Here is a 25,229-nt window from a genome sequence, read left to right on the forward strand (position 1 = left end):
ACCGACATCTCCGGCGCGCTGCTGACCGTCGACGGCGGGTTCAGCAAGGGATCCGGCGTGTTCGCCCTCTGACGGGGGTGCCTCGGCCGGGGTTTGTCGGTGCGGGCCGCTACGCTGCCCGGCGTACGCGAACGCGGTGAGTGAACGGTCCCCGAAGGAGGGTGCGTGGGCGCGAAGACGTCTCCGGAGGAGCCGTTGCCGGTCCGGTCGGTGCTGCAGATGGTGGCGCAGTGGATCGGCAAGCTGGGCACGATCTGGGTGGAAGGCCAGATCACGGAGCTGACCGCCCGCGGGGGCACCGTCTTCATGACGTTGCGCGATCCCGTGGCGAACGTGTCCGCCCGGGTGACCTGCGCGCGGAACGTGTACGAGGCGAGCCTGCCGAGACCGGTGGACGGCGCCCGCGTGGTCGTGCACGTCAAAGCCGACTTCTGGGTCAACCGGGGCTCGTTCGCGTTCACCGCGCTGGAGATCCGGCCGGTGGGCGTCGGCGAGCTGCTGGCCCGGCTGGAGCGGCTGCGCCAGGTGCTGGCCGCGGAAGGGCTGTTCAACACCGACAGGAAGCGGCGGCTGCCGTTCCTTCCCGGCACGGTGGGGCTGATCTGCGGGCGGGACTCCGCCGCCGAGCGGGACGTGCTGGAGAACGCGCGCCGGCGCTGGCCGGCCGTGCGGTTCAAGGTGGAGGCGGTGGCCGTCCAGGGCTCGTTCGCCGTCGCCGAGGTCACCGAGGCGCTGCGGAAGCTGGACGCCGACCGTGAGGTGGACGTCATCATCGTGACCAGGGGCGGCGGCTCGCTGGAGGATCTGCTGCCGTTCTCGGACGAGTCGCTGGTGCGCGAGGTGGCGGCGTGCCGTACGCCGGTGGTGAGCGCGATCGGTCACGAGCAGGACAGTCCGCTGCTGGATCTGGTGGCCGATCTGCGGGCGTCCACGCCCACCGACGCGGCCAAGAAGGTCGTGCCGGACGTGGGCGAGCAGCTGACCCTGGTGCATCAGCTGCGGGATCGCGGGCGGCGGGTGGTCGGGGGCAGGCTGGACCGGGAGCTGCACTGGCTGCAGGCGGTCCGGTCGCGGCCGTCGCTGTCGGATCCGGTGCGGGAGCTCGACCGCCGCGCCGAGCAGGTGGACGCGCTCCGGGACCGCGCCCGCCGCTGCCTCACCGGCTCACTCGACCGTTCCTCCGACGGTCTCGGGCATCTGCGCGCCCGCCTGGTCGCGCTCTCCCCCGCGGCGACCCTGGAACGCGGCTACGCCATCGTGCAACGCCCGTCAGGCGAGGTCGTCCGGCGCGCCGCCGACCTGGCACCGGGCGCACCGCTCACCCTCCGCCTCCCCGACGACCGCGTCTCGGTGATCGTCACCGAGCCCGGCCTCTAGGGTGGTTCCCGTGGCCCAGGACAAGCAGACACCGTCGTACGAGCAGGCGCGCGAGGAGCTCACCGAAGTGGTGCGCCGGCTCGAAACGGGCGGGCTCACGCTGGAGGAGTCCATCGAGCTCTGGGAGCGCGGCGAAAGACTGGCCGCCATCTGCGAGGAATGGCTCCAGGGCGCCCGCGCCAAACTGGCCGCCGCCATGGCCGAACGCGAACCTCCCCATCCGAATCCCACGGACGAAGCCCCCTTCTAGTCCGTCGGCGTGCGGGATCCGAAGAGCTTGTAGATGCCGCCGATGCAGAGGGCGATCAGGAAGATCATGCCGGGCGGGTTCCACAGGCCGATGGCTGCTGCCACCGCTATCACGATCATGAGGGCGATGATGGCGCCGGCGAGGGTGTAGCGGACCGGGTTGCTCATGGCCTCCTCCTCCGTGGGCAGGTCTGCGTGCCCTCATTGGTAGAGGCTGCCCCTTGCAGGCGGCTTGAAGATCGCCAACCGGTCAGCTCGAGGTGACCGGCTCGGGGGCGGGGGTGAGGGCGGTGGCCAGCGCGGTCAGCTCGCTCCAGTCGGCGGAGCCGGTGATGATGATCGTGCGATCGGGCAGCACGCGGACCAGGGAGCGCTGGTTCTTGTCCTCGCGGACGCGCTGCTCCCAGGTGTTCCCGGCGATCTGCTGGGTGCCGGTGACGGTCTCGGTGTTGGCCATGCGGTTGGCGAAGGCGGCCGTGGGGGCCTCGTCGCTCTGGGCGAGCATGGCGTGCATGCGCTTGCCGGTGGCGAAGCCGAGCCGCCAGGTCACGGTGCCCTTGTCCTGCGTCACCCGGGAGCTGGTCGGGGTCCAGCCGGCGGGGACCGCGCGGGGCACCTCGACCTCGAACTTGGCGAGGCGGGCCGCGTTGGCGGTGTCGATCGTGAAGTCCACCCGGGGAATGTGCTCGGTCCGGCTCTGCGGGGTGATCAGCAGGAACGCGCCGACGGCCAGCAGGCAGACGAACAACGCGAAGGCGTACCCGTAGAAACCCTGGGTGAATTGGCGCACGCCAAGAGGCTACCGGGCGGGTCGGCCGGTCACGTTTCCGCGCACCCGGATCAGCGGGCGCCCGGCTCCGGGGGGCGGATCCCGCTGATGATGAGGAGGGCCTCCTCGGCCATCTGGCTGGCCGCCTGCGGGTCGTCGGAGAGGGTGAGTTCCTGGACGACGGCGGCCAGGGCGCCGGTGATGACGACGACGAGGGCGTCCTCGTTCTCGAAGAGGGTGGCGTTGCGGCGGGCCCACTGGCGGAGGCGGTCCCGCATGATGACCTCGAATCCGGGCGGGCCGTCGCCGCGCAGGAAGAGGGCGGCGAGGTCGCGCTCGGCCAGGCAGCCGTCCAGGTAGGCGCGCGCGCCGGCGAGGAAGAGCGGCATCGGGTCGGTCTCGCCGTCGGCGCGGGCAAGCTGCACGGCCTGTTTGGTGCGCTGGGTCTGCCGCGCCTGGAAGTCCTCGAACAGCGCCTGGTAGAGGTCGGCCTTGCCGGAGAAGTGGTGGTAGAGGCTGCCGACACTGGCCCCGGCCCGCTGCACCACGTCGGTGACCCCGGCCTCCGCGAACCCGCTGGAGATGAAGATCTCCCGGGCGGCGTCGAGGAGCGCGCCCCGCGTGGCTGCGCCGCGCTCGGACGTGCGCACGGTGACCGGTCGTTCGGTGGCGCTCGTGTCGCTGCTCATGGTGGCGAGATTATCCCTCGCCGTCCCGCCAGGAGACCTAACAACCGCTCTGGACGGCCTGACAGCCCTTTGGCTAGGGCCAACTATCGCCCGGGCAAGCTCGGACGCCTGCCGGACGGAGCCGGGCGAAATGCGCCAACTACGATCGATCGTGTCCCCGTTGGGTAGGGAAAGACCAATCAAGGAGTTCGATCATGGCTGATCAGACGGCTGTCCCCCCTGCCCTCGCGACAGGGGAGCACGCGCCCGACCGCAACCTGGCGCTGGAACTCGTCCGGGTCACCGAGGCCGCCGCCATGGCCAGCGCCCGCTGGGTGGGACGTGGCGACAAGAACGGCGCGGACGGCGCCGCGGTCAACAGCATGCGCCAGCTGATCAACACGGTGTCCATGCGCGGAGTCGTGGTGATCGGCGAGGGCGAGAAGGACAACGCGCCCATGCTCTACAACGGTGAGGACGTCGGCGTGGGCACCGGCCCCGAGTGCGACGTGGCCGTGGACCCGATCGACGGCACCCGGCTGTGCGCGCTCGGCATGAACAACGCCATCTCGGTGATCGCGGTCAGCCCCCGCGGCTCCATGTACGACTCCTCCGCCGTCTTCTACATGGAGAAGCTGGTCACCGGCCCGGAGGCGGCCGGCGCTGTGGACATCAACGCCCCGGTCGCGCACAACATCGGCGCGGTGGCGCGGGCGAAGGGCGCCAAGCCGTCCGACGTGACCGTGGTGATCCTGGACCGGCCGCGGCACGAGCAGATCGTGAAGGAGATCCGGGAGACCGGGGCCCGGATCAAGTTCATCACCGACGGCGACGTGGCCGGCGCGATCATGGCGGCGCGGGCCGGCACGGGCGTGGACCTGATGCTCGGTGTCGGCGGCACCCCGGAGGGCACGGTCGCGGCCTGCGCGATGAAGTGCCTGGGCGGGGTCATCCAGGGCAAGCTCTGGCCGCGGGACGACGCGGAGCGCCGCCGCGCCCTGGACGCCGGGCTCAGCCTGGACCAGGTCCTGCTCACCGACGACCTGGTCAGCTCCGACGACGTGTTCTTCGCCGCCACGGGCGTCACCGACGGTGAGCTCATGCGCGGCGTACGCTACCGGGGCGGCGCGGCCGTCACCCACTCCCTGGTCATGCGGGGCCGTTCCGGCACGATCCGCAAGATCGAGAGCGAGCACCAGCTCTGGAAGCTCGGCGCGTACAGCGCGATCAACTTCGACACCGCGCTCTGAGGGCGCGGCGGCGTCACGGCTGACGGCGGAAGAGTCCGCGTTTCGGGGGTTTCGGGCAGCGGGCGATGACCTTGCCGCCGTACACGAAGCCGGCCAGTTCGATGACGGGCGGGGTGGGCGACTCGGGTGGCCGGGTCTGGTTCTTGAACGATCGGACCCTGGCCCCGGGCGCGGGCGTGACGAGCACGCCGTCGGGCACGAGGAGCGTGACGGTCCCGGCCATCACGGCGAGCTGCACGACCACCCGGTTCGACTGCAGGAGCGCGTCGCGCAGGTCGATGTTGACGTTGCCGCCGAACGAGGTGACCGGGATCTTGGACGGGACCACCCAGCGCCCGCCCCTGTTCTCGGTGCGGAACAGCGCCATGACCGGCTTGTCGTGCATGACGAAGGGCTGGCTCTCCGGCGGCAGCAGGTCGAGGGTGAGCTGGGCCAGCTGGCCCAGGGTCTGGGCGCGGTAGGCGGCCTCGACGCGCTCCTCGTGTTCGACGGCGGTGAGCCTGCCGTCGGCGGCCGCGTCGGTGAGCGCGGCGATCACCCGTTCCCGGTCGGCGTGGGAGGCGCGCAGATCCTCGGGCCGGGGTCCGCTGGTGTCGCGGGGCGCCACCCAGGCGGCGATCCAGTCGCGGAAATCACTGCTCACGTTCAGAGCCTAAGCGCTGCGCGGCCACCGTTGACCGGCGTCTTCCGCACCCCTAGCCTGACGGAATCCTGAATGCCCCTCATGTTCGGAATGTACGGAGGCATCGTGGCCCCCTCACCACGAGACCGGCAGGCACGCCTCGCCACTTTCGCCGTCTTCTTCGTCCAGGGTCTCACCTTCGCCACGCTGCTCACCCAGGTCGCGGCCCTCCAGGGAAAGCACCGCCTGGACGAGGGCGAGCTGACCCTGCTGCTCCTGGTGGTCCCGGTGATCGCGGGCGTCGGCAGCGTGCTCGCGGGCACCCTGGCCGCCCGGTACGGCAGCCGCTGGATCCTCCGCGCCGTACAGCCCCTGGCCTGCGTCGCCGTGGCGCTGTGCGGGTTCGCGCCGAACGTCCCCCTGCTGATCGGCTCGCTGGTGCTGTTCGGCATCGGGCTGGGCGGGGTGGACGCGGGCATGAACATGCAGGGCACCACCGTCGAACGCCGGTACGCCCGCCCGGTCATGACCAGCTTCCACGCCCTGTGGAGCGCCGCCGCCGTGATCGGGGCCGGCTGGGCGTCCGTGGCCGCGGACGCGGGCCTGGACCTGGGCCCGACCTTCACCGCCGCCATGATCCCCGGTATCGCGATCTCCCTGGTCGCCTCCCGCTGGCTCTGCACCCCCGCGGAGGAGCACGTGGAACCCACGCTGGAATCCACGGCCGCCACCGTGGAGACCGCCGGCCGCTTCCCCTGGGGTCCGATCCTCCCGCTCTGCCTCGCCATGGCCTTCCTATACGTCGGCGACGCCTCGATCTCCAACTTCGGCTCCGTCTACTTCGACAAGATCATGCTGTCGGAGGCGTGGCTGGTGCCGTGGGCGCTGGGCGCGTACCAGGCGGCGACGTTCCTGGTCCGGGTGGGCGGGGACGTGGCCGTGCGCCGGTTCGGGCCGGTGGCGATCGTGCGCGCCGGGGCCGCGGTGGCCACGCTGGGCTTCCTGGCGATCGTCACCGCACCGGGCGAGGCCCTGGCCATCGCCGGGTTCGCCCTCACCGGCGTGGGCCTGTCGGTGATCGCCCCGCAGTCCTTCTCGGCCGCGGGCCGCCTCGACCCGGCGGGCACCGGGATCGCCATCGCGCGGGTCAACATGTTCAACTATGTCGGCTTCATCGTCGGCGCCGCGCTGGTCGGCGGCATCGCGGACGCCGCGGACATGCGCGTCGCGTTCATCGCCCCGCTGGTGCTGGCCGCCGCGATCGTCTTCCTGGCCCGGGGCTTCGCGGCCCGCCCGCGCTAACCCGCCCACGCTAAACGCGCGCCATCGCCCGTACGGCCGCCGCGATGCGGTGTTCCGGCAGCCGCGCGAACCCGATGGCCAGGCCGTCCCCCGCGGGTTCCGCCGCGATCCCGTGGGCCTGGGCGGCGCGGGCGAAGGAGAGGGGGTCGTCGAGTTCGGCGTAAAGGTGCAGACCCGCCGAGATCCCCCGGACGCGTACGCCGGGAAAGTGCTCGGCGAGAGCGCGCACGAGGGCGTCACGGCGACCCCGGTACTCGCGCCGCATCCGGCGCAGGTGGCGCTCGTACCCGCCGGACTCGATGAAGCGGGCCAGGGCGTGCTGGTCGATCACCGGGGAGCCGAGGTCGAACTCGGCGCGCGCGAGGCGTACGGCGTCGGCCAGGCTGGGCGGGGCGGCGATCCAGCCGAGGCGCAGGCCGGGGGCGAGGGCCTTGCTGACGCTGCCGGCGAAGACCACGTGGGCGGGGGCCAGGCCCTGGAGGCAGCCGACGGGGTCGCGGTCGAAGCGGAACTCGGCGTCGTAGTCGTCCTCCAGGACGGCGGCCCCGGTCGCGGCGGCCCAGGCCACCAGTTCGGCCCTGCGGCGCGGCGACAGCACCACGCCCGTCGGGTAGTGGTGCGCGGGCGTGACCAGCACCGCCTCCGCCCCGGTACGGGCGAGCGCCGCCACGTCCAGACCCTCCTCGTCCACGGGCACCCCGACGAGCTCGGCCCCGGCCCGCCGGAGCAGGGGCTCCTGCCGGGTGCTCGCCGGGGATTCCGTGGCCAGCCTGATCGGGCGTCCGGCCTTCTGGGCGAGCACGTGCACGAACAGGCTGAGCCCCTGCGCGACCCCGGTGACGATCACGATGTCGCGGGGCGCCACGTCGGCGGCGCGTACCCGCCGGAGGTAAGCGGCCAGCTGGGCCCGCAGCTCCGGCACGCCGCCCGGGTCCCCGTAGTCCAGGCTGTCGTTCGGCAGCGTCGCGAGCACCTGCCGCAACGCCGCCGACCAGGCCCGCCGCGGGAACGCCCCCAGATCCGGAGAAGTCGGCCGATGCCCCAGGGCCGCCTCGGGCGAGGCCGCCTCCGGTTCCCGCTCCGAGCGCGCCGCCGCGGCGGCCACCCGCGTGCCCGCGCCGGTCCGCGACTCCAGGAACCCCTCCGCGACCAGCTGCTCGTACGCCTCGACCACAACCCCGCGCGAGACCCCGAGGTCCCTGGCCAGGTCCCGGCTGGCCGGCAGCCGGGCCGCCGGGGCGAGCCGCCCGGAGCGCACCGACTCCCGCAGCTCCCGCGCGATCTGCCCGGCGATGCCACCGGCGGCCCGGTCCACCTCGATGTGGAGATCTGCCAATTGGTCCTCAGTTCCCGCGTGTAATTGGACTCATTCCGCGAACCATTCAATCCCTAGCATCATCCGACATGACCACGGAAATCCAGATAGCCGGAATCCAGACCGGCCGCGCGTTGGACCGGCCGGCCGTCGCCATGGCCACGGCGGCCATGTTCATGGTGGGCACCCTCGCGGCCGTCTCGGACGTGATCCAGGACTACCCGCTCTACGGCGGCCAGGCCGTCCGGTACGCGGTCGCGGCCGTCGCCCTGCTCGCCACGGCCGCCCTGCTGGACCGCCGCTCCGGGACCGTGCGGGCGCGGCTGACGGCGCGGGACCGGGTGCTGCTCGTGCTGCTCTCGCTGACCGGGCTGGTGATCTTCAACATCTGTGTGATCGAGTCGGCGCGGCACGCCGGACCCGCGCTGGTCGGCACCGTGCTGGGGACCGTGCCGCTGGCGCTGGCGCTGTGCGCGCCGATCCCGGCCCTGCTGAGCAGAAGGTCGAACACAGGGCCGAGCGCGGCCCGGGACGGAAACCCGAGCGACGGGCTCACCAGGGGCGCCAGGACGCTTCTCCCGTCGCGGCGGATCCTGTTCGCGGCCGGGGTGGTGGTCGCGGGGGCCACACTCGCGACCGGGCTCGGGTCGGGCACCCCGGCCGCGCTGCTGTGGGCGCTGGGCGCGCTCGCCTGCGAGGTGTGCTTCTCGCTGCTGGCGCTGCCGCTGCTGCCGAAGCTGGGGGCGGTGCGGGTGTCGGCGTACTCGGCGGCGCTGGCGGTGCCGGCCCTGCTGGTCCTCGGCGCGGCCGTGGACGGCGCGGGCATCCTGCGGGCGCCGACCCTCGCCGAAGCCCTCGGCCTGGGCTATCTGGCCCTGGTCGTGACGACGGTGGCGTTCTTCCTCTGGTACAGCGCGCTGCCCAGGCTCGGCCCGGAGAAGGCCGGACTGTTCGCCGGGATGATCCCGGTCGGCGCGATCGGCACGGGGGTCGTGCTCGGGCTCGGGGTGCCGTCCGTGGCGGACCTCGCGGGGGCCGGGCTGGTCATCGCCGGCATCCTGATCGGCCTGCGGCCGGAGCCGGCCTGAGACGTCGTACAGGCTGGGGCGTCGTACAGTTTGGGGCGAGTGGACACCCCGCACGGAGGATCAAAGACGATGCCCGAGTTCGACTACACCGACCTGCTGCCGCTGGGCCCGGACGAGACCGAATACCGTCTGATCACCGCGGAGGGGGTGCGCGTCGTCGAAGCGGCGGGCCGCCGGTTCCTGGAGGTCGACCCGGAGGCGCTCCGCCTCCTCACCGAGACCGCCATCCACGACATCTCCCACTACCTGCGCGCCAGCCACCTGGCCCAGCTCCGCAAGATCATCGACGACCCGGAGTCCTCGGGCAACGACCGTTTCGTCGCCCTCGACCTGCTCAAGAACGCCTCCATCTCGGCCGGCGGCGTGCTGCCCATGTGCCAGGACACCGGCACCGCCATCGTGATGGGCAAACGCGGCAGGCACGTGCTCACCGACGGCCGCGACGCCGAGCACATCTCCCGGGGCGTCTACGACGCCTACACCAAGCTCAACCTGCGCTACTCGCAGATGGCCCCGCTGACCATGTGGGAGGAGAAGAACACCGGCAACAACCTCCCCGCCCAGATCGAGTTGTACGCCGAAGGCGACGACACCTACAAACTCCTCTTCATGGCCAAAGGCGGCGGCTCCGCCAACAAGTCCTTCCTGTACCAGGAGACCAAGGCCGTCCTGAACGAGAAGCGCATGCTGGAGTTCCTGGCCGAGAAGATCCGCTCGCTGGGCACGGCGGCGTGCCCGCCGTACCACCTGGCGGTGGTGGTGGGCGGCACCAGCGCCGAGCACGCGCTGAAGACCGCCAAGTACGCCAGCGCCCGCTACCTGGACTCCATCCCCACCGAGGGCTCCCCCGCCGGGCACGGCTTCCGCGACCTGGAGATGGAGAAGAAGGTCTTCGAGCTGACCCAGCAGCTCGGCATCGGCGCCCAGTTCGGCGGCAAGTACTTCTGCCACGACGTCCGCGTGATCCGGCTGCCCCGCCACGGCGCGTCCTGCCCGGTGGCGATCGCCGTCTCCTGCTCGGCGGACCGGCAGGCACTGGCGAAGATCACCCCGGAGGGCGTGTTCCTGGAGCAGCTGGAGACCGACCCGGCGCGATTCCTGCCCGATACCACCGACGAGCACCTCTCCGACGACGTGGTCAGCATCAATCTCAACCGTCCCATGTCCGAAATCCGAGCCGAGCTCACCAAGTACCCGGTCAAGACCCGGCTCAGCCTGACCGGCCCGCTGGTGGTCGCCCGCGACATCGCGCACGCCAAGATCGCCGAACTGCTGGACGCGGGCGGCGAGATGCCGCAGTACCTCAAGGACCACGCCGTCTACTACGCCGGCCCCGCCAAGACCCCCGAGGGGTACGCCTCCGGCTCCTTCGGCCCCACCACCGCCGGCCGCATGGACTCCTACGTGGCGCGCTTCCAGGAGGCCGGGGGCTCGATGGTCATGCTGGCCAAGGGCAACCGCTCCAAGCAGGTCACCGAGGCGTGCCACGAGTTCGGCGGCTTCTACCTGGGTTCGATCGGCGGCCCCGCCGCCCGGCTCGCGCAGGACTGCATCAAGAAGGTGGAAGTCCTGGAATATCCGGAGCTGGGGATGGAGGCGGTCTGGCGGATCGAGGTGGTGGACTTCCCCGCCTTCATCGTGGTGGACGACAAGGGCGAGGACTTCTTCCAGGACACGACGGGCCCGGTGCTGACCATCGGGCGGCGTTGAACGGACATCCTGACCACATTTGACAGAAGATCTCGACAACTATTCGGCCAGGTGTCTACAGGCTCCTGTACCGAAATGGGTAAGCTGCCACCCATGCGCGCGCCGTCCGGATACCAGTTAGCCGCGCGTTACCGGCTGCTCCAGCCGGTGGGCCGCGGCGGCATGGGGACCGTCTGGCGTGCCCGCGATGAGCTTCTCGACCGGGACGTCGCGGTCAAGGAGGTGCGGCTGCCGCTGGTCCTCGACGAGGATCTGCGGGCCGAACTCTGCGCCAGGACCGAACGGGAGGGCCGGGCCACCGCCATGGTGGCCCACCCGTCCGTCATCACGGTCTTCGACGTCATCACCGAGGACGACCGGCCCTGGATCGTCATGGAGCTGCTCAAGGCCGAGTCCCTGGAGGAACTGGTCAAGAACAGCGGCCCGCAGGACCCGCAGCGGGTGGCCGAGATCGGCCGCCAGGTGCTGGGCGCGCTCCGCGCCGTGCACGCCAAGGGCATCCTGCACCGGGACGTCAAGCCCAGCAACGTCCTGGTCACCGAGGACCGGGCGGTGCTCACCGACTTCGGCCTGGCCGCCCTGGAGGGCGACGTCTCGATCACCCAGGCCGGGATCGTGCTCGGCTCGGCCGGCTACATCGCGCCGGAGCGGGTGCTGGGCGACAAGGCCAGTCCCGCCGCCGACCTGTGGTCGCTCGGCGCGACCCTGTACACCGCCGTCGAGGGCCGGGGCCTGCACGGCCGCCGTACGGCTGCCGCCGCGCTGGCCGCCCTCACCAGCGGCGCCCCCATCCCGATGGAGCGGGCCGGACCACTGGCCCCGGTGCTGCGCGGCCTGCTGCAGATCGACCCGGACGCCCGGCTCGACGCGGTCAGGGCCGCCCTGATGCTGGCCCGCGTGGCCGCGGGCGGTTCGGCCGAGGAGCCGATCGCCGCCCCGCACCGCACGCCGCGCCCGTCGGCGCCCCCCGTGTTCCCCTCGCCGGCCCGCAAGCCGCAGCACCGCGGGCAGCACCGCGCCGAGGCGCGCCCGCAGCCCCGGCCGGCCCCGCGGCCGATGCAACTGCCGGTCTACCCGCGCGAACCGCACCACACCGGCGAGATGGCCGCCGTGCCGGTGCCCGCCCAGCGCCGCCGTCCGTCCGAGGGCGTACACCGCAAACCGGCCGAGTTCGAGGTGGTCGGAAGCCCTTTCTCGCGGGCGTTCGACAACTTCCTCAAGATGGTGCTGCCGCGCAGATTCTGGCCGCGCCGGTTTCGGCGATGAAAATTCGCAAGTGATCAGAAAGCGGTACTCAAGGTGAATCGCTATCTTTTGTCTCATGCAGAGCAGGCTGCTCGCTGAGCGCTACGAGTTGATCGCCCCCCTTGGTCGCGGCACCATGGGCACCGTCTGGCGTGCCGTCGATCGCTCGCTCGGGCGTGAGGTCGCGGTCAAGGAGATCAGGCACGATTCGGGGCTGACCGCCGAGCAGCGCCTTGAGCTGCGCGAACGCATGATCCGCGAAGGCCGTACGGCGGCCAGGGTGCACCATCCCTCGGTGGCCACGATCTACGACGCGATCGAGTTCGAGGGCGTGCCGTGGATCATCATGGAGCTGGTCGAGGGCCGCTCGCTGGAGCAGGTCATCGAACAGGAGGGGCCGCTGCCGCTCCGCCTGGTGGCCGAGATCGGACACGATCTGCTCAGCGCGCTGCGGGCCGCGCACGCCCAGGGAATCCTGCACCGGGACGTGAAGCCCAGCAACGTGATCCTCACCGAGAACGGCCGGGTGGTGCTCACCGACTTCGGCATCGCCAAGTCCATCGGCGACAGCGCGCTCACCCAGACCGGCATGGTGATCGGCTCGCCCGGCTACACCGCGCCGGAGCGCGCCAGAGGCGACCACACGGGACCGGAGTCGGACCTGTGGGCGCTGGGCGCGACCCTGTACTTCGCGGTGGAGGGCCGTCCCGCGTACGAGCGGCGCTCGGTGGCCGAGACGCTGACCGCGCTGATGACCGAGAGCTGCGACCCGCCCACGCACGCCGGGCCGCTCCGGCCGGTGCTGGAGGGTCTGCTGGAGAAGGACTACACGCTCCGGCTGACGCCGGACCGGGCGGCGGTCATGCTGCGCACCGTCGCCGACACCCCGACCTCGGTCCGCCTCCCGGGCGAGCCCGTCCCGTCCCGTCCGGCGCGGCCCCCGGCTCCCCCGCAGGCCGCCCCGCCCCCGCCGCCGCGGCCCCAGAGCCCGCCGGCCCCGCAGCCTCCACTAACCCCGCAGCCTCCACTAACCCCGCAGCCTCCACTAACCCCGCAACCTCCACTGGCCCCGCAACCTCCGCCGGCCCCGCAGTCTCCGCCGGTTCCTTCGCGGCCTTCGCCTCCGGACGAGTCCGAGCGCACGGTCGTGATCGCCCGCTCGCCGGGGGGAGCGCTCATCCCGGAAGCGGTGGAACCGCCGGACTTCGACACGCCGACCGTGGTCAGGCGGCCGAGCATCACCGAGGACACCACCGTGGGCGGGCGTCTGCCCGGTAAGCGAGTCTTCCCGCCGGACGACGACGCCACCCCGAGTTCTCTTCCGCTGCCCGGCGCGCAGCAGCGTCAGCAGCCGCCCGCGCCGCAGGCCCCCGTACCCCCGCATGCCCCGCATGTTCCGCAGCATCCGGCGGTCCCGCAGAGTCCGGCGGCTCCGCCGCCCCCGCAGGGTGCCGCGCCGGCGCCGTTCGCCCCGCCGCCGAACTTCCCGCCGCACATGTACCAGCCGCTGCCGCCGGAGTACCAGCAGGCGCCGCCCGCCTATCCTCCGCAGGACCCGAGGGGCTGGCAGCCCGGCTACGACGTGCCGCAGACCCCGCCGATGGTCGCGCCGCTCGGCCCCGACGCCGACTCGGTGACCCGGGCCGTGCCGGTCCCGGGAGCGCTGGCCCCGCCGAGCGGCATGGAGCCGCAGTCCGGGCTGGGCACGGATCTGTTCGCGATGCAGTCCCAGGGCAGGCCGCCGGCCGGGAAGAACCGGAACCGGCGCAGGGCGACGCTGATCATCGTGATCGCGCTGGCGGTGGTGCTGACCGCCGCGCTGGCCGTCTTCGCCTTCTCGGCGCTCGGCGCGGACGCCCGGACCTCGGCCAGGACGAGCGCCTCCGCGAGCTCGGCCCCGGGGAAGGCTCCCGTCGCCGACCTGCGCCGCCACGAGGACCCGAACGGCTTCACCGTCAGCTACCCGGCCCGCTTCGGCTCCCCCCGGGGCGACGCGGACGGCATCTCGTTCGGCGAGGGCGACAACCGCATGCGGATCGAGGTCGTGCCGGGCCGTCCCACCGACCTGGTGAAGTCCATCAGGCAGGTGGAGGCCGCCAGCGAGGCCGACGGGGAGTACCCCGCCTACAAGCTGATCAGGATCGCCGCGCGCCCCGGCCAGTACCGCGGCGCCTACGCCGCCGACTGGGAGTTCACCTACCGCAACGGCGGCCAGAGCGTGCGCGCCCTAACCCGCTGGGTGTCCGTGCGGGGCGGCACCACGTACGCGATCTCCTGGCAGTCCCTCGAAACGGAGTGGAAGCAGCAGGCGGCCGAGCGCAACGCCGTGCTCAAGTCGTTCGCGCCCACCGGAGACAGGGCCTCCGGCGAGTCCTGACCCACCCCACGGGTGGAGACTGGACCAATGACGCGGATCGAACATGACTCCATGGGCGAGGTACGGGTGCCCTCCGAAGCCAAGTGGCGGGCCCAGACCCAGCGCGCGGTGGAGAACTTCCCGATCTCCGGCCGCGGCCTGGAACCCGCGCACATCGCCGCGCTGGGGCGCATCAAGGCCGCCTGCGCGACGGTCAACGCGGACTACGGCCTGATCGAGCCCGACCTGGCCGAGGCGATCAGACAGGCCGCCGGGGAGGTGGCGGACGGCAAGTGGGACGAGCACTTCCCGGTGGACGTGTTCCAGACCGGCTCGGGGACCTCGTCCAACATGAACGCCAACGAGGTGATCGCCACCCTGGCCGAGGAGCGGCTGGGACGCCCGGTCCACCCCAACGACCACGTCAACGCCGCACAGTCCTCCAACGACGTTTTCCCGACTTCTATCCACATCGCGGCCGCCCAGGCGCTCACGGAGCATCTCACGCCCGCGCTGGAGCATCTGGCGACCGCGCTGGTGGCCAAGTCCGCGGAGTTCGCCGACGTGGTCAAGGCGGGCCGTACCCACCTGATGGACGCGACGCCGGTCACGCTGGGCCAGGAGTTCGGCGGCTACGCCACCCAGATCGAGTACGGCATCGACCGCGTGCTGGGCACCCTGCCCCGGGTGGCCCAGCTCCCGCTGGGCGGCACAGCGGTCGGAACCGGGATCAACACCCCCGACCGCGCCTGGGCGGGGAGGGTCATCGCCGAGCTGGCCGGGAGCACCGGGCTGCCGTTCACCGAGGCGCGCGACCATTTCGAGGCGCAGGGCGCGCAGGACAGCCTGGTCGAGCTGTCCGGCGCGCTGAAGGTCGTCGCGGTCTCCCTCACGAAGATCGCCAACGACCTGCGCTGGATGGGCTCTGGCCCGCGCGCGGGGCTCGGCGAGATCAACCTGCCCGACCTGCAGCCCGGCTCGTCGATCATGCCGGGCAAGGTCAACCCGGTGATCCCCGAGGCCGTCGCCATGGTCGCCGCGCAGGTGATCGGCAACGACGCCACGGTCACCGCGGCGGGCGCCTCCGGCGTGTTCGAGCTCAACGTGATGCTGCCGCTGATCGCGCGCAACGTGCTGGAGTCGATCCGCCTGCTGGCCAACGCCTCCCGCCTGCTCGCCGACCGCTGCGTGGCCGGCATCACCGCCAACACCGCCCGCCTCCGCGAATACGCCGAGTCCTCCCCCGCGATCGTCACCCCCCTCAACCGGTACCTCGGCTACGAGGAGGCGGCCAGAATCGCCAAGCAGGCCCTGGCGGAACGCAAGACCATCCGCCAGGTCGTGCTGGAACGCGGCCACGTCGCCGACGGCACCCTCACCGAGGCCCAGCTGGACCAAGCTCTCGACGTCCTGTCCATGACACACCCGTCCACATAGGTCGGTACGGGACTATGTCGGCTCACCCCATGGGCGGCTCCCGAACCGCCGCCTACATTCTGCGAGCATGACGACTATCAACGGGGACCTCGCGGGGCGGACGGCGCTGGTCACCGGTGCGGGCAGCGGCATCGGCAGGGCGTGCGCGCGGCGGCTGGCGGCGGCGGGCGCGCATGTCGTGGTCGTGGACCTGCACGCGGAGAGCGCCGAGAAGGTGGCGGCCGAGCTGGGCGGCACCCCGGTCAGCGTGGACCTGGCGGATCCGGGCTTCATGGCGGCCATCCGGGACCAGGTGGCGCGCAGCCCGTACGCGCAGGAGGGCACGGACTGGTCGGCCCCCGGCCCCCCCGACGAAGTCCGGATTTTTCCCGACATCATCGTGAACAACGCGGGATTTCAGCATGTGGCGCCGATCGAGGAGTTCCCGCTGGAGGTCTTCGAGCGCATCCTCAAGGTCATGGTGGAGGCGCCGTTCCAGCTGGTGCGGGCGGCTCTGCCGTACATGAAGGAGCAGGGCTGGGGGCGGGTGGTGAACATCTCGTCGGTGCACGGGTTGCGGGCCTCGCCGTACAAGTCCGCGTACGTGACGGCGAAGCACGCGCTGGAAGGGCTGTCCAAGGTGATCGCCCTGGAGGGGGCCGCGTTCGGGGTGACCTCCACCTGCGTGAGCCCGGCCTATGTCCGTACGCCCCTGGTGGAGGCCCAGATCGCCGCGCAGGCGGAGAGCCACGGCATCGACCCCGCCGAGGTGATCGAGCGGATCATGCTCCAGCCGGCCGCGATCAAGCGGCTGATCGAACCCGAGGAGGTCGCCGAGATGGTCGCCTACCTGTGCTCCCCCCAGGGTTCGTTCATCACCGGCGTCTCCATCCCCCTCGACGGAGGCTGGAGCGCCCGTTAGTCACCGGCCCAGCAACCGCCGGGCCACCCGGCGCAGCCAGGACGGCCTGTCCACCAGCACGGGCTGCACCCGGACCTTCCCGTTCCTGCTCACCTCGAGACCGAACCGGAGATCCACCGGTTTGTCGTCCATGCGCAGCTGGGGCTGCCACGCGCCGGGCCCGAGCACGCCGTCCCCGCGCAGCCGCCGGACGGGCACCTTGGCGACCAGCTGCCCCGCCAGCCGTCCGGGCACGCCCGGCTCCACCAACGCGGGCACCGTGACCGCCCGCCGCCGCCCGCCCCTCTGCCGCAACACCAGCTCCAGCATCGGCCCCCCGCTGGGCGGCACGTACGGCACCGGCATCGCCACGTACACGAACCCGTCCCTGCGCACCACCGACGCGCCCGGCGAGACCAGCGCGATCGACTCGGGGAACGAGCGCGGCTCCACGCACACGCTCAGCTCGCCCTGCTCCGACCAGCACGGCACCACCAGCCGCTGCGGGTGATCCGCGAGCACCCCGGCCACGTTGATCCCGCTGTCGGGCCGCCCGACCCGGCTCCGGCCCGGCTGCGCGCCCCGCATGCGTACGTGGACCTCCCAGACGCCCGGTTCGAGCGGATTTCCGAGGGCGGCCGTGGCGACGTCCAGGCGGGCCGCGCCGACCGCGCGGAGCCGTACCCGCTCGCCGGCGGCCGTCTGCTCGACCTCGCTGGTCACCGGCAGGAAGTAGGTGACCCCGGTGTCGGGGTTGCGGATGTACAGCTCCATCCGCGCGTTGGCCGCGGTCTCGGTCACGTCCGCCAGCTCCGGCGTGAGCAGGCTGTCGCCGCCGATCGGCGGTGTCCACAGCAGCCTGCCGTCGAACAGCCGGAACCAGAGCGGGGAGCCGTCCGCGCGGACCAGTTCCACCGCCAGCGAGAGAGTGAGCACGCTGGCGTCCCAGCGCACGTCCGACAGGCGGGCCTGTAGCCGGGTGCCCTTCGACTCCCAGGCCAGGTCGGTCAGCTCCGACTGCCGCCCGGCCCGCAGCAGCGCCATGGCGGCCCGCTGGTGCACCGGCAGGTACCGGTCCGCCCGCTCGGGGAACCGGTCGGCGGCAAGCTCGCGCAGAAGGGCGCAGATGACCCTGCGGCGCTCCGGCGAGGCGCCCGTGAAACGGGTCCCGGACAGCCGCCGCAGCCCCAGCATCCGGAACAGGAAGGCGTTGATCCGGTCCCGCTGCGGCCCCGGCTGGGTCATCGCCTCGACGATGTCCATCAGGTCGCGCAGCCCGGCGACCAGCTTGCGCGGGTCCTCCGGCTCCGGCTCGCCCGGCGCGAGGTGGCAGCAGACCGGCTCGGCCAGGATCGCCACCACCTTGGCCGCCAGGTACGCCCGCAGCACGAACGCGTGCTCGGCGAGCGGCCGGTCGGCGAAGCCCAGCTGGTAATCGACCAGGAAGTCGCGCCGGAACAGCTTGTGCGCGGTCGGCACGGTGAGCAGCCGGTCCCGCAGCAGATCCGCGCGGTCCCGGTTGCGGCTGAACACCGACAGCGGCGGCCCGTCCACGGCCAGCCGCCCGACCAGCACGTCGGCGTCGGTCTCCACGGCCTTGGCGTGCATCTTCGCCATCGAGCCCGGTTCCAGCCGGTCGTGGGCGTGCATGAAGAACACGTAGTCGCCGCAGGCCACCGTGAGCCCCGCGTTGCGCCCGGCCCACGGCGTGCCGGTGTGCTCCAGATGCAGCACCCGGACGTTGGGACGGACCATGGCGACCGTCTCCAGCCGCTCCTTCGTGCCGTCCGTGGACCTGTCGTCCGCGAAGATCACTTCATATTCGTCCGGCGGCAACTCCAGCAGCGAGCGTACGCACGCGTCGAAGGAGTCGTCCGAGGGTCCCGGATTGCGCACCGAGACCACCACGCTGACCTTCACACCCATGCGGCAAGCGTGCGCCGCTCACCCAGCGTGACGGCGCCGCCTTGCCGAAGGATCAGGAAACGCTGACCCGGATTTCGCTAGTACCAGCCCACCCGCTGGGAGTGTCCCCACGCGCCGCACGGCGAGCCGTACCGGTTCTTGATGTAACCGAGGCCCCACTTGATCTGGGTGGCGGGGTTGGTCTGCCAGTCGCCGCCGGCGCTGGCCATCTTGCTGCCGGGCAGCGACTGCGGGATGCCGTACGCGCCGCTGTAGCGGTTCATGGCGCGCTCGTTCCAGCCGCTCTCCTTGTCCCAGAGCTTCTCCAGGCAGCCCCACTCGGAGGTCCAGCCCATGGCGTCCAGCATCTGCTTGCCGAGGGCCTTGTTGCTGCCGGGGTCGGGGTTGGAGCCGGACGGGAAGTCGATCGGGGGGAATCCGCCGCCGCCGGGGGCCTGTTCGGGCTTCTTGGCCGGGTCCAGCGCGGGGCGGCCCTCCCGGGCGGCCTCGATCTTCTCCTTCTGGATCGCCGCGGCGGCGTGCGCCTTGAGCGCGTCGATCTTGGAGCTGGTGCCGAAGTCGCCGGCCAGCACGGCCGGGTCGATCAGCTGCTGCGGCAGGCTGTTGTTGTAGATGGAGGTCTTGACCAGGTACGTGGTGCCCCCCGCGATCACGGCCACGGTGACGGCCATGACGGCGATGCGCTTGGGCGTGAGAATCGGCTTGCGCGGGCGGCGTGGGGGAAGGTCCGGGCGGTCCTGACGCTGCTGCGGCGCCGAACGCTCGGGACGTTCCGGGCGTCTGGCGCGCCGCGATCGGGCGCGCGGGGGTGCCGAACGATCCGATAACTGCTGACCTGGGCTCACGACCTATGAGCTTGCCGTGGGACAGGGGGTGTTCCGCAACCCAAACATGAAAGTTAGTTGGTATTCCTTTGACCCAACCGCCCGTTACATGGGGTTTCTTGGCCAATGTGATTTTGCTCACACCACTGCCGGGGTGCGTGTTACTGGAGGGGCCGCCCCTCGGACCCCCGTACCGAAGGAGGGCCCCTGCGCCAGCTTCTCGGGGCATCGTTGGGATCCTGTGCGTCCCGTGTCACGGTTTCGGTACATTCGCTGCCCCATAATGACCCAGTGGCAGGCATCCTTCTGGTCGAAGACGACCCCTCGGTCCGTACCGGACTGGAGCTCGCGCTCGCCCGGCAGGGGCACTCGGTCACCGCGTACGCCACCGGCGAGGAAGCGCTCGACCACATCCGATCCCGGCGGCCGGAGATCGTGATCCTGGACGTCATGCTGCCCGGCATCGACGGCGTCGAGGTGTGCCGCCGGATCAGGAAACTGGACTCGCTGCCGGTGATTCTGCTCACCGCGCGCGGCGACGATCTGGACGTGGTGGTCGGCCTGGAGGCGGGCGCGGACGACTACGTGGTGAAACCGGTGGAACCCCGGGTGCTGGACGCCAGGATCCGGGCGGTGTTACGGCGGCTGGAGTCGGCCTCCACCGACCGCATCACCTTCGGCGACCTGGTCATCGACCGGGGCGCGCTCAAGGTCACGCTCAACGCCCGCGAGATCCACCTCACCCCGACCGAACTGCGGCTCCTGCTCGAACTGGTCCGCCACCCCGGGCAGGTGCTGAACCGGCGCTACCTGCTGCGCTCGGTCTGGGACCACACCCACGTGGCGGACTCGCGGCTGGTGGACGCGTGCGTGCAGCGCATCCGCGCCAAGATCGAGCCCACCCCGGCCGAGCCGGTCTTCATCCACACGGTCCGCGGCTTCGGCTACCGCTTCAGCCCGCCATGAGCACGTCATGAGCACGTCGCTGTGAGAAGCCTGCGGAAACGGCTCGTCGTCACCTTCACCATCGTCGCGGTGACCGCCTCGGCCATGGTCGCGGGCATCGGCTACCAGCTGGTCCGCGGCGAGCTGCTGCAACGCGCCGAGAGCGGCGCCATCGAGGACGTCAGGGACGTGCTCGACCGCATGACCCTGCCCATCGGCACCAGCGACCTGCTCTGGCCCAACGACGCCTCGGTCACCGACGACGATCTGGCCGACCTGGTGGAGTCGCTGAGCGGCCCGGACCGCCAGGTCGTCCTGGAGTACGGCCAGGAGCCGCCCAGGACCAGCAATGGCGCCAGCCTCGGCGCGGAGGACATCCCGGACCAGCTCCGCGCCGCGGCCAGGAAGCGGCTGTCGTACCAGACCCTGGAGGTGGACGGCGAGCCCATGCTGCTGGTCGGCACCGACGTCGAACGCCGCACCGGAACCGGCGCCACCCGCTCCACCGGCATGTCCGTGTACGTCTTCGTCTCCATGCGCAACGAGGAAAGGGTGCTCGCCAACCTGCGCTACGCGCTGCTCCAGGCCGGCCTGCTCACCCTGGTGATCGCGGCGACCCTGGCCCTGCTCTCGGCCCGCCAGGTGCTGCTGCCCGTACGGCGGCTGGGCGCGGCGGCGCGGGCGCTCGGCGCGGGCGAGCTGGACACCCGGCTGCCGGTGCACGGCCGGGACGAGCTGGCCGAGCTGACCGCCACCTTCAACGAGACCGCGGCCGCGCTGGAGCAGACCGTCTCCGAGCTGCGCGGCCTGGAGGCCATGTCGCGCCGCTTCGTGGCGGACGTCTCGCACGAGCTGCGCACCCCGCTGACCACCATGATCGCCGTCACTGACATGCTCAGCGAGGAGGCGGAGAAGCTGCCGCCGGACGCCGGGCAGGCCGTGGACCTGGTGCTGAAGGAGATCGTCCGGCTGCGCGGGCTGGTCGAGCACCTGATCGAGGTGAGCCGGTTCGACTCCGGCGCGGCCGAGCTGCACCGGGAGAACGTGGACCTCGGGGAGGCGCTGGCGGACTGCCTGGAGGTGCGCGGCTGGAGCGACCAGGTGAAGCTGACCGTGCCGCCGGGGCTGGTCTACTCGCTGGACCCGCGGCGGTTCGACGTGATCATGGCCAACCTGGCGGGGAACGCGCTGAGCCACGGCGCGCCGCCGGTGCTGATCAGCGCCCGGGTACTGCCCAGCGGACTTGAGGTGATGGTCCGCGACCACGGCGCCGGCATCCCCCGGGAGGCCCTGCCGCACGTCTTCGACCGGTTCTTCAAGGCCGGGACGACCCGGACGCGCAGCGAGGGCAGCGGCCTCGGCCTGTCCATCGCCATGGCCAACGCCGAGCTGCACCGGGGCACGATCACCGTGAAGCTCACCGAGCCCGGCACGCAGTTCACGCTCTGGGTGCCGCGCCCATGAGAAGACTCTGGCTGCTCCTCCTCGTGCTCACCGCCGCCTGCGGGGTGCGCCCGACCGGCGTGCTGGACGGCGGGCCGCCGCCGGTGATCAGCCCCAAGTCCACCTCCGCCACGGTCTACCTGCTCCTCGGCGGGCGGCTGGAACCCCGCCGGGTGGCCGCCGCCTCCCACGCCATGGACCACGTGATGGCGGCCCTGTTCGAGGCCGGCGGCCGCAACACCGAGGGGCTGAGCACCGCGCTGGCCGGGCTCCGCTGGGAGTCCAGCCAGATGACCCGGTTCGGTGTCGTACGCAACGACCCCGAGAACGCGGACGGGTTCCGGCTGTCGCTGTTCATCAGCGGCGGCGGGCAGGTCACCAGAACGGCGATGGCCCAGATGACCTGCACCGCCATGCGGCAGCGGCAGGACATCTGGGCCGTGAAGATCACGCACACCGAGGTGGGCGGGCCGGTCTCGCTGGGCGAGCACACCTGCCGCGAGTTCTGGGACCTCGCGGCAGAGGGCCGGCAGCTCCCCCGTTAGAGGGTCACGTCCTCCAACATCTCGGTCACGAGGGCCGCGATCGGCGAACGCTCCGAACGGGTCAGCGTCACGTGCGCGAACAGCGGGTGGCCCTTGAGCTTCTCGACCACCGCGACCACGCCGTCATGCCGGCCGACCCGCAGATTGTCCCGCTGGGCGATGTCGTGGGTGAGCACCACCCGGGAGTTGGCCCCGATCCTGGAGAGCACGGTCAGCAGCACGCCGCGCTCCAGTGACTGGGCCTCGTCCACGATCACGAACGCGTCGTGCAGGGACCGGCCGCGGATGTGCGTCAGCGGCAGCACCTCCAGCATGCCGCGGTCGAGCACCTCCTCGATCACCTCGGGCGTGGTGACCGCGCCCAGGGTGTCGTAGACCGCCTGCGCCCAGGGGCCCATCTTCTCGTTCTCGGTGCCCGGCAGGTAGCCCAGGTCCTGGCCGCCCACCGCGTACAGCGGGCGGAAGACGACCACCTTGCGGTGCTGGCGGCGCTCCAGCACGGCCTCCAGGCCGGCGCAGAGCGCCAGCGCGGACTTGCCGGTGCCGGCCCGGCCGCCGAGCGAGACGATGCCCACCTCGGGGTCCATCAGCAGGTCGAGCGCGATGCGCTGCTCCGCGGATCGGCCGTGCAGGCCGAACACCTCGCGGTCGCCGCGGACCAGCCGGACCGACTTGTCCGGCAGCACCCGCCCGAGCGCCGAGCCCTTGCTGGTCAGCAGCCGCAGGCCGGTGTGGGTGGGCAGTTCGCGGGCTTCCTCCAGGTCGGCGGTGCCGTTCTCGAAGAGCGCCTCGACATCCTCCGCGGCCACCTGGAGTTCCGACATCCCCGTCCAGCCGGCGTCCGTGGTGGCCACCAGCTCGGCCCGGTACTCCTCCGCGGCCAGGCCGATGGAGGCGGCCTTCACCCGCATCGGCAGATCCTTGGAGACCAGCACCACGTCGAAGCCCTCGCTGGCGAGGTTCTGCGCGACGGTCAGAATCCTGGTGTCGTTGTCGCCGAGCCGGAAACCCGCCGGAAGTCCCGACGGGTCGCTGTGATTGAGCTCCACCCTGATCGTGCCCTCGCCGATGGGCATTGGCTCGTCTAGTCGTCCGTGCCGGACCCGGAGGTCGTCGAGCGAGCGGAGAGCCTGCCTGGCGAAGTACCCCAGTTCGGGATGGTGCCGCTTGGCCTCCAGCTCAGTGATGACGACGATCGGGAGTACAACCTCGTGCTCGTCGAAGCGGCTCATCGCCGCTGGGTCGGCGAGCAGGACTGACGTGTCGAGGATGTACGTACGACGGGACTTGGACGGGTTGCCTGAGGACAATGCCACGCGTTCTCCCCCGGGCGCCAAAGCGCGGCGCCCTGCCTTGACTGGTGGTGAACGGACCGGGCCCGGACCCCGCCGAGGCGGAACCGTGGACCGGCCCTCCTCGCAAGGTCTTTGAGACGCAAGGATGGGCCCTCTCCCGAGGTAAGCACTGCTGCTTACTTCTTACGGTACGACCTGAATCCCCGCCCGCCAACGCTTCAATCCTGTCCGCCAGGGGCTGTTCACGTGCCGTTTCAGGAGCCGTACCTACGGTGACGCGCGCCATAGGACCTGAGTGCCCGGAGGAAGTCGACTCTGCGGAAATCCGGCCAGTAGGCCTCGCAGAAGTAGAACTCCGAGTGGGCGCTCTGCCAGAGCAGGAATCCGGAGAGCCGCTGTTCTCCCGAGGTCCGGATGACCAGGTCCGGATCGGGCAGGCCGCGCGTGTAGAGATGCTCCGCGATGTGCTCGACATCGAGGACCTCCACGAGGTCCTCGATACTCGCGCCCTTGCTGGCGTGCTCCTGGAGGAGTGAGCGCACCGCATCAGCGATCTCACGTCTTCCTCCATACCCAACCGCAACGTTCACAATCAGCCCGGGACGGTGTGATGTGACTTCTTTGGCATCTTTCAGGACACGAGCGGTGTGATCGGGCAGCAAATCGAGCGATCCCATGGGGGTGACGTGCCACCCCTGCTCGACCAGGTTGCCCACCAGTCCCTCGATCACCCGCAGCAGCGGCTCCAGTTCCGCCTTGTCCCGGGAGAGGTTGTCGGTGGAGAGAAGCCAGAGGGTGACGTACTCGACGCCGGCCTCGCGGCACCACACCAGCAGCTCGGAGATCTTGTCCGCGCCCTTCTGGTGGCCGCGGTTGACGTCGTCCAGGCCCATCATCCTGGCCCAGCGGCGGTTCCCGTCGACGATCACGCCGACGTGTCTGGGAATCGGCATCGCCGCTTTGGCGATCTTGTGCTCAAGCCTGCGCTCGTACACCTTGTAGAGGAGATTGCGGTACACGAGATCGCGCACGCCCATGGCGCCCCCAGGTTCGTCCCACCGCCTCAGGCCGACTTCCGAGACAGCTGAATCAGGCAATTATCGGGGGCGCGAGACGGTGCCCGCTCCCTTTATGAGGTTGCTGTTGCGTTCCATCCAAAAACGGGTGCCGAGTCGGTCTTCTGCCTCGGCGACCAGTCCTTCGAGGAATGTGGCCAGTTGAGCGGATGTGAGCACAGCGCGCAGGCCGACTCCGGAACCGCCCCATGCCTCCAGGAATGCCCTCCTGGTCAGCCGCCACTCGCCCAGCGCCCGCCCGCCCCGCGGCTCCCACGACGCGATCGTCCGCACCTGACAGCGCAGTTCCCCGCGCCCCACGACGTCGGTCCGCGCCCGGTACCGGAACGCGAACAACTCCTCCTCGCCGCCCGGGAATCGGTCATCCGGATCCCCCCATCCCCCTGCCTTCAGACGCGCCTCGGCAACCCCTCGCGCCACGCGCGCCAGAAACCACCCACACCGCTCACCCACCACGCCGTACGGCGTGCCATCCCGGTGCAGGGCCAGCGTGATCTCGTACGGCACACCCGCGCTGTCCCGGCAAACCACCGGATCAACGCTCAGATATGAGCCATCCACGCAACGTAGTCCCCCCATTTCCCAAAGGGTATCCAGGTCACATCAGCCCAAACCCCCTCGCACCGGAGGATCTCCGCTCGTACAGCTCGGAGTGGGTTCTCGCCGTTATCCGGCGCCGTCAACGCAGGTGACGCTACTCACCGCACCGGCGCCAAAACCCGGTCGCGTTGCCAGACCTTCGGAGTCCCACGGCTTCGAAGTCCCAGGGCCTGGAGTCCCAGGGCTTCGGAGTCTCAAGGGCTCTGGAGTCTCAAGGCCCCTGGGGTGTCACGCCCCCGGGGTGTCAGGGCTCTGGGGTGTCACGCCCCTGGGGTGTCAGGGGCTTTGGGGTGTCAGGGGCTTTGGG

General features: G+C 71.2%; 23 protein-coding genes. 13 read left to right on the forward strand and 10 right to left on the reverse strand.

The window, feature by feature from the left end; all coding sequences use genetic code 11:
* Positions 1-165: 165 nt before the first annotated feature.
* A complete protein-coding gene (gene xseA, locus Aph01nite_RS35930) occupies positions 166-1,377 on the forward strand; it encodes an exodeoxyribonuclease VII large subunit (RefSeq protein ID WP_204045531.1) in 1,212 nt (403 codons plus the stop codon).
* Positions 1,378-1,387: 10 nt separating this feature from the next.
* The gene (locus Aph01nite_RS35935) at positions 1,388-1,627 is read left to right on the forward strand and encodes an exodeoxyribonuclease VII small subunit (RefSeq protein ID WP_204045532.1); all 240 of its coding nucleotides are present in this window, start codon (positions 1,388-1,390) and stop codon (positions 1,625-1,627) included.
* Here the strand turns inward: Aph01nite_RS35935 and Aph01nite_RS35940 are convergent.
* From Aph01nite_RS35940 to Aph01nite_RS35950, 3 genes are all read right to left on the reverse strand, one after another.
* On the reverse strand, positions 1,624-1,794 hold the full coding sequence (locus Aph01nite_RS35940) for a hypothetical protein (RefSeq protein ID WP_204045533.1): 171 nt from the start codon (positions 1,792-1,794) through the stop codon (positions 1,624-1,626). The two genes, Aph01nite_RS35935 and Aph01nite_RS35940, sit on opposite strands and share 4 nt — an antisense overlap.
* A gap of 82 nt (positions 1,795-1,876) precedes the next feature.
* Positions 1,877-2,416, reverse strand: coding sequence for a DUF4245 domain-containing protein (locus tag Aph01nite_RS35945; protein WP_204045534.1), 540 nt, complete (start codon positions 2,414-2,416; stop codon positions 1,877-1,879).
* Between the two features lie 50 nt (positions 2,417-2,466).
* Positions 2,467-3,084 carry a TetR/AcrR family transcriptional regulator gene (locus tag Aph01nite_RS35950; protein WP_204045535.1) on the reverse strand — a complete coding sequence of 206 codons (618 nt, stop codon included), beginning with the start codon at positions 3,082-3,084 and terminating at the stop codon, positions 2,467-2,469.
* Between the two features lie 194 nt (positions 3,085-3,278).
* Between Aph01nite_RS35950 and glpX the strand changes: the two genes are divergently transcribed.
* Complete coding sequence (gene glpX, locus Aph01nite_RS35955; RefSeq protein ID WP_204045536.1) at positions 3,279-4,313, forward strand: class II fructose-bisphosphatase; 1,035 nt, start codon at positions 3,279-3,281, stop codon at positions 4,311-4,313.
* Positions 4,314-4,326: 13 nt separating this feature from the next.
* On the opposite strand, the gene Aph01nite_RS35960 is transcribed toward glpX, so the two are convergent.
* Positions 4,327-4,956 carry a DUF1707 SHOCT-like domain-containing protein gene (locus Aph01nite_RS35960; protein WP_239162239.1) on the reverse strand — a complete coding sequence of 210 codons (630 nt, stop codon included), beginning with the start codon at positions 4,954-4,956 and terminating at the stop codon, positions 4,327-4,329.
* An 81-nt stretch (positions 4,957-5,037) separates the two neighbouring features.
* Between Aph01nite_RS35960 and Aph01nite_RS35965 the strand changes: the two genes are divergently transcribed.
* Entirely contained in the window at positions 5,038-6,237 is a 1,200-nt protein-coding gene (locus tag Aph01nite_RS35965) for an MFS transporter (RefSeq protein WP_239162240.1), read from the forward strand.
* A 10-nt stretch (positions 6,238-6,247) separates the two neighbouring features.
* Here Aph01nite_RS35965 and pdxR read toward each other — a convergent pair whose 3' ends face one another.
* Positions 6,248-7,573, reverse strand: a complete 1,326-nt coding sequence (pdxR, locus tag Aph01nite_RS35970) for a MocR-like pyridoxine biosynthesis transcription factor PdxR (RefSeq protein ID WP_204045537.1) — start codon at positions 7,571-7,573, stop codon at positions 6,248-6,250.
* A 68-nt stretch (positions 7,574-7,641) separates the two neighbouring features.
* Here pdxR and Aph01nite_RS35975 point away from each other — a divergent pair, with 68 nt between their 5' ends.
* The 6 genes from Aph01nite_RS35975 to Aph01nite_RS36000 all read left to right on the forward strand — a co-directional run bounded on the left by Aph01nite_RS35975 (position 7,642) and on the right by Aph01nite_RS36000 (position 16,289).
* Positions 7,642-8,640: an EamA family transporter gene (locus Aph01nite_RS35975; RefSeq protein WP_204045538.1), complete on the forward strand. Its 999-nt coding sequence runs from the start codon at positions 7,642-7,644 to the stop codon at positions 8,638-8,640.
* A gap of 69 nt (positions 8,641-8,709) precedes the next feature.
* A complete protein-coding gene (locus tag Aph01nite_RS35980; RefSeq protein ID WP_204045539.1) occupies positions 8,710-10,350 on the forward strand; it encodes a fumarate hydratase in 1,641 nt (546 codons plus the stop codon).
* A gap of 93 nt (positions 10,351-10,443) precedes the next feature.
* The gene (locus tag Aph01nite_RS35985) at positions 10,444-11,616 is read left to right on the forward strand and encodes a serine/threonine-protein kinase (RefSeq protein WP_204045540.1); all 1,173 of its coding nucleotides are present in this window, start codon (positions 10,444-10,446) and stop codon (positions 11,614-11,616) included.
* Positions 11,617-11,671: 55 nt separating this feature from the next.
* Positions 11,672-13,972 carry a serine/threonine-protein kinase gene (locus tag Aph01nite_RS42340; protein WP_204045541.1) on the forward strand — a complete coding sequence of 767 codons (2,301 nt, stop codon included), beginning with the start codon at positions 11,672-11,674 and terminating at the stop codon, positions 13,970-13,972.
* A 27-nt stretch (positions 13,973-13,999) separates the two neighbouring features.
* Positions 14,000-15,388, forward strand: coding sequence for a class II fumarate hydratase (locus Aph01nite_RS35995; protein WP_204045542.1), 1,389 nt, complete (start codon positions 14,000-14,002; stop codon positions 15,386-15,388).
* A gap of 67 nt (positions 15,389-15,455) precedes the next feature.
* Positions 15,456-16,289, forward strand: a complete 834-nt coding sequence (locus Aph01nite_RS36000) for an SDR family oxidoreductase (RefSeq protein WP_204045543.1) — start codon at positions 15,456-15,458, stop codon at positions 16,287-16,289.
* Here Aph01nite_RS36000 and Aph01nite_RS36005 read toward each other — a convergent pair whose 3' ends face one another.
* A complete protein-coding gene (locus Aph01nite_RS36005; RefSeq protein ID WP_204045544.1) occupies positions 16,290-18,194 on the reverse strand; it encodes a glycosyltransferase family 2 protein in 1,905 nt (634 codons plus the stop codon).
* A 77-nt stretch (positions 18,195-18,271) separates the two neighbouring features.
* On the reverse strand, positions 18,272-18,865 hold the full coding sequence (locus Aph01nite_RS36010; RefSeq protein ID WP_204045545.1) for an aggregation-promoting factor C-terminal-like domain-containing protein: 594 nt from the start codon (positions 18,863-18,865) through the stop codon (positions 18,272-18,274).
* Between the two features lie 444 nt (positions 18,866-19,309).
* Between Aph01nite_RS36010 and Aph01nite_RS36015 the strand changes: the two genes are divergently transcribed.
* The 3 genes from Aph01nite_RS36015 to Aph01nite_RS36025 are packed head-to-tail and all read left to right on the forward strand — an operon-like array spanning position 19,310 to position 21,951.
* A complete protein-coding gene (locus Aph01nite_RS36015) occupies positions 19,310-19,984 on the forward strand; it encodes a response regulator (protein ID WP_204045546.1) in 675 nt (224 codons plus the stop codon).
* A 21-nt stretch (positions 19,985-20,005) separates the two neighbouring features.
* On the forward strand, positions 20,006-21,427 hold the full coding sequence (locus Aph01nite_RS36020) for an ATP-binding protein (RefSeq protein WP_239162242.1): 1,422 nt from the start codon (positions 20,006-20,008) through the stop codon (positions 21,425-21,427).
* Entirely contained in the window at positions 21,424-21,951 is a 528-nt protein-coding gene (locus tag Aph01nite_RS36025; RefSeq protein ID WP_204045547.1) for a hypothetical protein, read from the forward strand. Before Aph01nite_RS36020 ends, Aph01nite_RS36025 begins: the two co-directional genes overlap by 4 nt.
* On the opposite strand, the gene phoH2 is transcribed toward Aph01nite_RS36025, so the two are convergent.
* The 3 genes from phoH2 to Aph01nite_RS36040 form a co-directional block, all read right to left on the reverse strand.
* Positions 21,948-23,222, reverse strand: a complete 1,275-nt coding sequence (gene phoH2 / locus Aph01nite_RS36030; protein ID WP_204045553.1) for an RNA 5'-3' helicase PhoH2 — start codon at positions 23,220-23,222, stop codon at positions 21,948-21,950. The genes Aph01nite_RS36025 and phoH2 overlap by 4 nt on opposite strands.
* 278 nt (positions 23,223-23,500) lie before the next feature.
* On the reverse strand, positions 23,501-24,283 hold the full coding sequence (locus tag Aph01nite_RS36035) for an isoprenyl transferase (RefSeq protein WP_204045548.1): 783 nt from the start codon (positions 24,281-24,283) through the stop codon (positions 23,501-23,503).
* A 60-nt stretch (positions 24,284-24,343) separates the two neighbouring features.
* Positions 24,344-24,829 (reverse strand): hypothetical protein, encoded by a 486-nt coding sequence (locus tag Aph01nite_RS36040; RefSeq protein ID WP_239162243.1) that lies wholly within the window; start codon positions 24,827-24,829, stop codon positions 24,344-24,346.
* Between the last annotated feature and the right edge of the window lie 400 nt (positions 24,830-25,229).

The sequence above is a fragment of the Acrocarpospora phusangensis genome (assembly GCF_016862995.1).
GTDB lineage: Bacteria > Actinomycetota > Actinomycetes > Streptosporangiales > Streptosporangiaceae > Acrocarpospora > Acrocarpospora phusangensis.

Excerpts from the sequence above, each read along its gene's own strand:
- Aph01nite_RS35940 (WP_204045533.1), bottom strand. The coding sequence starts at position 1,794 with ATGAGCAACCCGGTCCGCTACACCCTCGCCGGCGCCATCATCGCCCTC.
- Aph01nite_RS35950 (WP_204045535.1), bottom strand. The coding sequence starts at position 3,084 with ATGAGCAGCGACACGAGCGCCACCGAACGACCGGTCACCGTGCGCACG.
- glpX (WP_204045536.1), top strand. The coding sequence starts at position 3,279 with ATGGCTGATCAGACGGCTGTCCCCCCTGCCCTCGCGACAGGGGAGCAC.
- Aph01nite_RS35965 (WP_239162240.1), top strand. The coding sequence starts at position 5,038 with ATGTTCGGAATGTACGGAGGCATCGTGGCCCCCTCACCACGAGACCGG.
- Aph01nite_RS35975 (WP_204045538.1), top strand. The coding sequence starts at position 7,642 with ATGACCACGGAAATCCAGATAGCCGGAATCCAGACCGGCCGCGCGTTG.
- Aph01nite_RS35980 (WP_204045539.1), top strand. The coding sequence starts at position 8,710 with ATGCCCGAGTTCGACTACACCGACCTGCTGCCGCTGGGCCCGGACGAG.
- Aph01nite_RS35985 (WP_204045540.1), top strand. The coding sequence starts at position 10,444 with ATGCGCGCGCCGTCCGGATACCAGTTAGCCGCGCGTTACCGGCTGCTC.
- Aph01nite_RS42340 (WP_204045541.1), top strand. The coding sequence starts at position 11,672 with ATGCAGAGCAGGCTGCTCGCTGAGCGCTACGAGTTGATCGCCCCCCTT.
- Aph01nite_RS35995 (WP_204045542.1), top strand. The coding sequence starts at position 14,000 with ATGACGCGGATCGAACATGACTCCATGGGCGAGGTACGGGTGCCCTCC.
- Aph01nite_RS36000 (WP_204045543.1), top strand. The coding sequence starts at position 15,456 with ATGACGACTATCAACGGGGACCTCGCGGGGCGGACGGCGCTGGTCACC.
- Aph01nite_RS36005 (WP_204045544.1), bottom strand. The coding sequence starts at position 18,194 with ATGGGTGTGAAGGTCAGCGTGGTGGTCTCGGTGCGCAATCCGGGACCC.
- Aph01nite_RS36010 (WP_204045545.1), bottom strand. The coding sequence starts at position 18,865 with ATGGCCGTCACCGTGGCCGTGATCGCGGGGGGCACCACGTACCTGGTC.
- Aph01nite_RS36025 (WP_204045547.1), top strand. The coding sequence starts at position 21,424 with ATGAGAAGACTCTGGCTGCTCCTCCTCGTGCTCACCGCCGCCTGCGGG.
- Aph01nite_RS36035 (WP_204045548.1), bottom strand. The coding sequence starts at position 24,283 with ATGGGCGTGCGCGATCTCGTGTACCGCAATCTCCTCTACAAGGTGTAC.